The following is a 6,838-nucleotide window of genomic DNA, read 5'->3' as shown; positions in this document are numbered from 1 at the left end:
CAGCCCAGGCAGACGCCCCCCTGCTTTCCAAAGTGCCGCCAGGCACGGTGCTGACGATCGGCGATCCGGTCACTCAGAAAGCTCTCGAGGTGTCCGGCCTCGATAAAGAGCTCAGTTTTGAAGTCAAATGGGCCAATATCAGCGGCGGGCCGCAGACGTCGGAAGCTTTCCGCGCTCATGCGCTCGATGTCGGATCGGTGGCCGAGATCCCCTCGATCTTCGCCAACTGGAACAACCTGCCCGTCCGCAACATCGCCTATCGCGAACGCCGTGACCCGATTGCCAATCCCATCTACCGCTTCGGCATCGCGCCAGGCGCGGCCGTCAAGACGCTGGCGGATTTCCGCGGCAAACGCATCGCCTTCAGCCCGGGGCAGGCTCAGGGCACGCTCGTTCTGCGTGCCCTCCATGCCGCAGGCTTGAAGAGCGGCGACGTCACCTTGGTGGAACTGCCAAGCACCAGCGACGTCTATCCGAAGGCATTGGCGAGCAAGCAAGTCGACATCGCACCGCTCGGCGGCGTTTACATCAGGCGCTATATCACCCAATACGGACCCGATGGTGCGACCCTCGTGGAGCATGGCCTGCGGGACGATCCGAGCCATCTTTATGCGCCGCAATGGGTTCTGGACGACCCCGCCAAGGCGGCAGCTCTCGCCGAATATGTCGGTCTGTGGGCACGCGCCACCGAATGGGTGAACCGGAACCCGGATCTCTGGATCAAGGAATATTACGTCGGTCAGCAGGGCCTTAGCCAGGAGGACGGGGAGTTTCTCGTCAAGCTGACCGGCGAACAGATCGTTCCCGCCGATTGGAGCGAAGTGAAGAAGCGCCACCAGGAAACCATCAACCTGCTGGCGGACGAGCTCGGCTACAAACCCTTCAATGTAGAGCAGATTTTCGACAACCGCTTCGAAAAGCTCGGTGCCGCGGCTTTGGCCAAGAGCCAGTAACGTTCGACATTCCTTCGGAGAGGAGATCTGAAACATGGCAACCACTTGGGATGCAGATGAGGCGAAACTATCCCTGACAACAAGCGGGAGAGTTGCGCATGGAGGCTCACGCGTGGCAAAGGCGGTTGGCGCGGCTAGCTCTGCTGGCCCCCGCGCCCGGCGCAGGCTGGGTCCCGGACCCGCGATCCCTTTCGGGTTGCAGATCGGGCCGGTATTGCTTGTCCTGACCTGGGTCGTCGGTTCGGCATTGGGATGGATCGACCCGCGCATCCTGTCGGCGCCGTGGACTGTCATCGAGGCTTTCGTAAGGCTCATAGAGCAGGGTCGCCTGCAGGACAATTTCGTGACGTCGGCGACCCGCGCCCTGCTCGGCCTTAGCATCGGATTGCCGATCGGCACGATCCTGGCGGTTATCGCCGGCCTTTCCCGGATCGGTGAAGCCCTGATCGACGGGCCGGTCCAGATCAAGCGCGCGATACCGACGCTGGCCCTGATCCCCTTGCTGATCCTGTGGTTCGGCATCGGTGAGAGCATGAAGGTTACGACCATCGCGCTTGCCGTGATCGTGCCGATTTACATCCACACCCACAATGCGCTCCGCAGCATCGACAGCCGTTACGTCGAGCTGGCCGAGACCCTGCGCATGAGACAGAAGGACTTCATCCTTCAGGTGGTGCTGCCCGGCGCCCTGCCGGGTTTCCTTCTGGGTCTGCGGTTTGCCGTCACCCTCTGCTGGGTTTCTCTTGTCGTGGTCGAGCAGATCAACGCCACCAGCGGGCTCGGTTACATGATCGATCTTGCCCGAAATTACGGGCAGACCGACGTCATTCTCGTCGGCCTGGTGGTCTATGTGCTGCTCGGTCTCGTTTCGGATGGTCTCGTCCGCCTGCTTGAACGGAGGGTCCTCTCATGGCGCCGCACCCTGGCAAACTGAAGTCCGCCACCAAAGCCGTCCACGTGCGAGACCTCGTACGCCGGTTTGCGACGAAGACGATCCTCGAGGGCGTCGATCTCGACATCGAGGAAGGCGAGTTCGTTGCTCTGCTCGGCCGCAGTGGCTCCGGCAAAAGCACGTTCCTCAGGGCTCTTGCCGGTCTCGATCATGGTGTCGAGGGAACCGGCACCCTCGAGACGCCGGAGAGCCTCTCGGTGGTTTTCCAGGACGCCCGCCTGCTGCCGTGGCGCAGCGTCATCCAGAACGTCACGCTCGGCTTGACCGGCGCCTTCGGCCAGGAAGCCGGACGGAAGGCTTTGGCGGAGGTAGGACTTGCGGGTCGGGAAACGGCGTGGCCGAACCAGCTCTCGGGTGGCGAGCAGCAGAGGGTCGCTCTTGCCCGTTCGCTGGTGCGCGAACCGGCCCTGCTTCTCGCCGATGAGCCGTTCGGCGCCCTCGACGCGCTGACCCGGCTGAAGATGCACGATCTGCTGCGGCTGTTGTGTGCAAGACACCGTCCTGCCGTGCTGCTCGTCACCCACGACGTCGACGAGGCGATTTCGCTGGCCGACCGCATACTGGTTCTCGACGAAGGCCGCCTCATCGAGGATCTCAAGATCGATCTGCCGACGCCGCGCGACCACGGCGATCCGCGCTTTGCGCAATTCCGAATCCACCTTCTGAGCCGGCTCGGGGTCGAGCTTCCGGGCCGTAAGGCCGCCTGACATCCGCAACAGTTCAGTTTGATCTGGAGATAAGCCAATGAGCACATCGAAAAGGCAAATGCGGCTTGGCGCATTCATCATGGCGACCGGCCATCATATTGCCGCCTGGCGTCATCCGGAGGCGCAGGCCGATGCCGGCCTCAATATCGATCACTACCGCGAGCTTGCGCAGACCGCCGAACGCGGCAAATTCGATCTCGTCTTCGTCGCCGACAGTCCGGCTGGATGGGACCGCGCCAAGGACCCGGAAGCGCTTCGCCGCACCGCCCAGGGCGCGCATTTCGAGCCTCTGACCCTTTGGGCCGCGCTCTCCCAGGTGACCAAACATATCGGCTTCGTCGCCACGGCATCGACGACCTACGAGGACCCTTACCTCCTCGCCCGCAGGTTCGCGTCGCTGGACTATATCTCCAAGGGCCGCGCCGCATGGAATGTCGTCACGACGGGAGCGGATGTTTCGAAGAATTTTTCAATCGCAGGCCATCCCGCCCATGCCGATCGTTATGAGCGGGCCGAGGAATTCGTCGACCTGGTTAAGGGCCTGTGGGATTCTTATGAGGACGATGCCTTTATCCGCGACAAGGAAAGCGGGGTCTATCTCGATCCTGACAAGGTGCATCTCGTCGATCACAAGGGCAAATTCTTCTCGGTGGCCGGTCCGCTCAACGTCGGCCGTCCGGTTCAGGGCTATCCTGTTATCGTGCAGGCCGGGGCATCCGAACCGGGGCGCGAACTTGCCGCCCGCACGGCCGAGATGATCTTTACCGCCAACCAGACCTTCGAGGATGCGCAGGAATTCTATTCCGACGTCAAAGGGCGGCTGGCCCGCTATGGACGCCGGCCGGACGAACTGCTGATCAGTCCCGGCATATTCCCTGTTCTCGGCGGGACGGAAGCGGAAGCCCAGGCGAACTACGACCATATCCAATCGCTCGTTCATCCCTCCATCGCCTGGAATATCCTTGCCCGCCACTACAAGGGAGTTGACCTTTCCGGCTACTCGCTGGACGATCCCGCCCCTCCCCTGCCTGAAAATACCGAACTCAACAAAAGCCGCCTCAAGCTGGTTTCCGATCTGGTCTCGCGCAACAATCTGACGCTGCGCCAGTTCTATCTGGCGGTCGCCACCGCTCGTGGCCATCGGACGGTTGTGGGAACGCCCGAGCAGATCGCCGATGCGATGCAGAGCTGGTTTGAGAATGGTGCGGCCGACGCCTTCAACATCATGCCGCCGATCCTGCCCACCGCTCTGACCGATTTCGTCGATCAGGTCGTGCCGATCCTGCGCAAGCGCGGTCTGTTCCGGCACGAATATGAAGGCACGACGCTGCGGGAGAACTTGGGCCTTCAGCGCCCGCCGAATGGCTTTGTGGTTCAGGCGGGGCAGCAGCAAAAGGTGCAGGCGGCCGTATGATTTCCCAGGGGGCTTCCCCCTGGTTTCCTTGTTCCAATCACACAGAACTGCAGCATGCATGAGCAATAATTCCGAATTTCTCTGGTATATTCCCAACGACGTCAAAGCCGGTCATCGCGGCGATTCCGCTGTCGAGAACCACAACAGCCTGGATACGCTGACCAGCCACGCAAGGGCGCTGGAGGAACATGGCTGGAAGGGCGCGCTCATCGGCACCGGTTGGGGCCGTCCCGACACGTTCACCGTCGCGGCCTCACTTGCCGCCCGGACCACCACCTTCGAGCCGCTGATTGCGATCCGCCCGGGCTATTGGCGACCGGCAAACTTCGCGTCCGCGGCGTCGACGCTGGACCACCTGACGGGCGGCCGGGTGCGGATCAACATCGTGTCGGGCAAGGACAATCTGGCTGCCTACGGCGACAGCGAGGGCGATCAGGCGCATCGCTACGGCCGCACCAAGGAGTTCATGCGGCTGGTCCGCAGACTGTGGACCGAGGACAATGTCACTTCGGCGGGTGAGCACTTCCGGGTTGCCGACTCTACCGTGGTGCCGCGCATCCAGGTCCGCGGCGACCGTCGGCACCCGAAATTCTATTTTGGCGGTGCCTCGGAAGCGGCAGAGCGGGTGGCCGCCACCGAGGCCGATGTCCAGCTCTTCTGGGGCGAGCCGCTCGATGGTGTCCGCGAACGGATCGCGCGGCTCAAGGCGCTGAGCAGGGAGCTGGACCGCGACCTCCCGCCGTTGGAATTCGGACTGCGGATAACGACGCTGGTCCGGGACACCACCGAACAGGCCTGGGCCGATGCCGAGGCGAAGGTCGCCGAGATGGCCAGAAGCAAGGGCAGCGGCTGGCACGATCACCAGCGCGCGCTCGCCGTCGGCCAGCAGCGGCTGCTCGATCTGCATGAGCGCGGCGACGTCCTCGACGACAACCTCTATACCGCCCCGGGCAAGTTCGGCGGCGGCGGCGCCGGCACCACCTGGCTGGTCGGCTCGGCGGAAGACGTCGCCCGCTCGCTGCGCAAATACCAGGATCTCGGCATCACCCATTTCGTGCTGTCCGACACGCCGTATCTCTCCGAAATCAAGCGGCAGGGCGATCAGCTACTTCCGCTGCTACGCAGCTAAAGCCGGAAGCGCCGACGCTCCGGCACCGCAGCTGCAATTCATGCCGTTGCCGAGACCTTTCAGCAAATCACGACCCGATGCCAGGACGGCGTCGCGTAGTCGCAGGTAAGCCGCAGAGCCTTGTTGCGCAGGGGAGTCCGCGGATTTCGCAACCACCGGGAGAGCGCTCCTCAAATAGTCCGTCCGAAAAGCGCAAATGCTATCCAGATATGGCGATATAGCATGCTCCGTCGGCTCCGTTTACACTCTCTAAAATATATTCCTCTAATTTTTTTTAGACATCGGGGCGACGTTCTTTAGGCTCGTCACCTCCGCCATGATGGCGGGTCAGGCACCCGAACTTCGCATGAAATCGGCTTTTATTGCTTTGACGGATGTTCCGTATCTCAAGCGCGATTCCGGGCACAGGGGTGCCTGTCGGAATGCACTCGGAGACATACCGAGGCTCGGCATTCGAACGAGATATGACAAGCAATCCTGGCTGCGAGACATCCTTCCAACAAACCTCACCGCGAGGGGAGAGTGCATATGAAGAATATCATGAGTTTCGGGGTTGTGGCGCGCTTGGCGCTTGGCTTCAGCGTTCTCCTTTTGCTGATGGTCGGCTTGACCATCTATTCGACGGAAAAAGTTGCGCAGATCAACGATAAGCTTGGAACCATCAACGACGTCAACAGCGTGAAGCAGCGGTTTGCTATCAACTATCGCGGCAGCGTGCATGATCGGGCAATCGCCATTCGCGACGTCACCCTGGTGACGTCTGCCGATGAACGGAAGGCCGCCGAGGCATTGATCGAAAAGCTGGCGGCCTCCTACGCCGAAAATGAAAAGCGCATGGCGGATATGGTTGCATCTCCGGCCGGTGCGACGGAACAGGAAAAGACCATTCTCGGTGAGATCGCGGACATCCAGGCGAAGACCAATCCATTGGTCGCCCAGATCATTGCACTGCAGGAGAAGGGCGACGGCGAGGCTGCCCGCAAGATCCTGCTCGAACAGGCTCGACCGGCCTTCGTTGCCTGGCTTGGCGCCATCAACAAATTCATCGACTATCAGGAAGCGCTGAACAAATCGATTGGCGGCGAGGTTCGCAGCACGGCAAGCGGCTTCAAGCCATTGGCGCTGACCGCGCTCGGCATTGCGGCTGTTCTTTCACTGGTTGCCGCCGCCGTCACCGCACGCACGATCGTCGGCCCGCTGGCAAAACTTCAGCTTTCGCTGAAAGCAATGGCGGAGGGTAATCTTAACGGTGATCGTCGCCTCGAAGCGCGGGGCGACGAGATCGGCAAGCTTGCACGGGCGGTAGCAGGGCTGCGCGACGCAATTTCAGCAAAGGCGGAACGGGAAGCTGACGCCGAGGCGAAGAGAGCCGTGTCGGAGCGGCATCGCCTCGAACAGGATGCCGATGAACGCCGCACCCTTGCCGAGCAGACGGACAAGGCTGTCGGCCAGCTTGGCGATGCATTGCAGGCGCTGGCTGACGGCGACCTCACACAGCAGATCGGCACTCCGTTCATTCCCTCTCTCGAAAAGCTCAGAGCCGACTTCAATTCTGCAGTCGAAAAGCTCCGTGCCGCCATGCAGAAGGTTGCCCAGAACGCCAGCGCCATCGCGGCCGGTGCACAGGAAATCCGCTCCGCCTCCGACGATCTCGCCAAGCGGACCGAACAGCAGGCAGCTTCC

Annotated in this window: 6 protein-coding genes; all 6 read left to right on the top strand. The window is 61.9% G+C overall.

Features of this window, described 5'->3' with window-relative positions; all coding sequences use genetic code 11:
* Window positions 1-953: ABC transporter substrate-binding protein (locus tag AC1D1Z_RS31905; RefSeq protein ID WP_477852845.1), on the top strand; the 953-nt coding region annotated here is incomplete at its 5' end.
* A gap of 34 nt (window positions 954-987) precedes the next feature.
* Window positions 988-1,887 (top strand): ABC transporter permease, encoded by a 900-nt coding sequence (locus AC1D1Z_RS31900; RefSeq protein WP_131646979.1) that lies wholly within the window; start codon window positions 988-990, stop codon window positions 1,885-1,887.
* Entirely contained in the window at window positions 1,863-2,612 is a 750-nt protein-coding gene (locus AC1D1Z_RS31895) for an ABC transporter ATP-binding protein (protein WP_131646978.1), read from the top strand. Before AC1D1Z_RS31900 ends, AC1D1Z_RS31895 begins: the two co-directional genes overlap by 25 nt.
* A 37-nt stretch (window positions 2,613-2,649) precedes the next feature.
* Window positions 2,650-4,026, top strand: a complete 1,377-nt coding sequence (locus AC1D1Z_RS31890; RefSeq protein ID WP_018246849.1) for an LLM class flavin-dependent oxidoreductase — start codon at window positions 2,650-2,652, stop codon at window positions 4,024-4,026.
* 58 nt (window positions 4,027-4,084) lie between these two features.
* Window positions 4,085-5,155, top strand: coding sequence for an LLM class flavin-dependent oxidoreductase (locus AC1D1Z_RS31885; RefSeq protein ID WP_018246850.1), 1,071 nt, complete (start codon window positions 4,085-4,087; stop codon window positions 5,153-5,155).
* 528 nt (window positions 5,156-5,683) lie between these two features.
* Window positions 5,684-6,838 (top strand): MCP four helix bundle domain-containing protein (locus AC1D1Z_RS31880; protein ID WP_477852843.1); only part of this gene is annotated, 1,155 nt, incomplete at its 3' end.

The sequence above is a fragment of the Rhizobium sp. P1_E1 genome, assembly GCF_056406015.1.
This window is presented reverse-complemented; position numbering and strand designations above follow the sequence as displayed.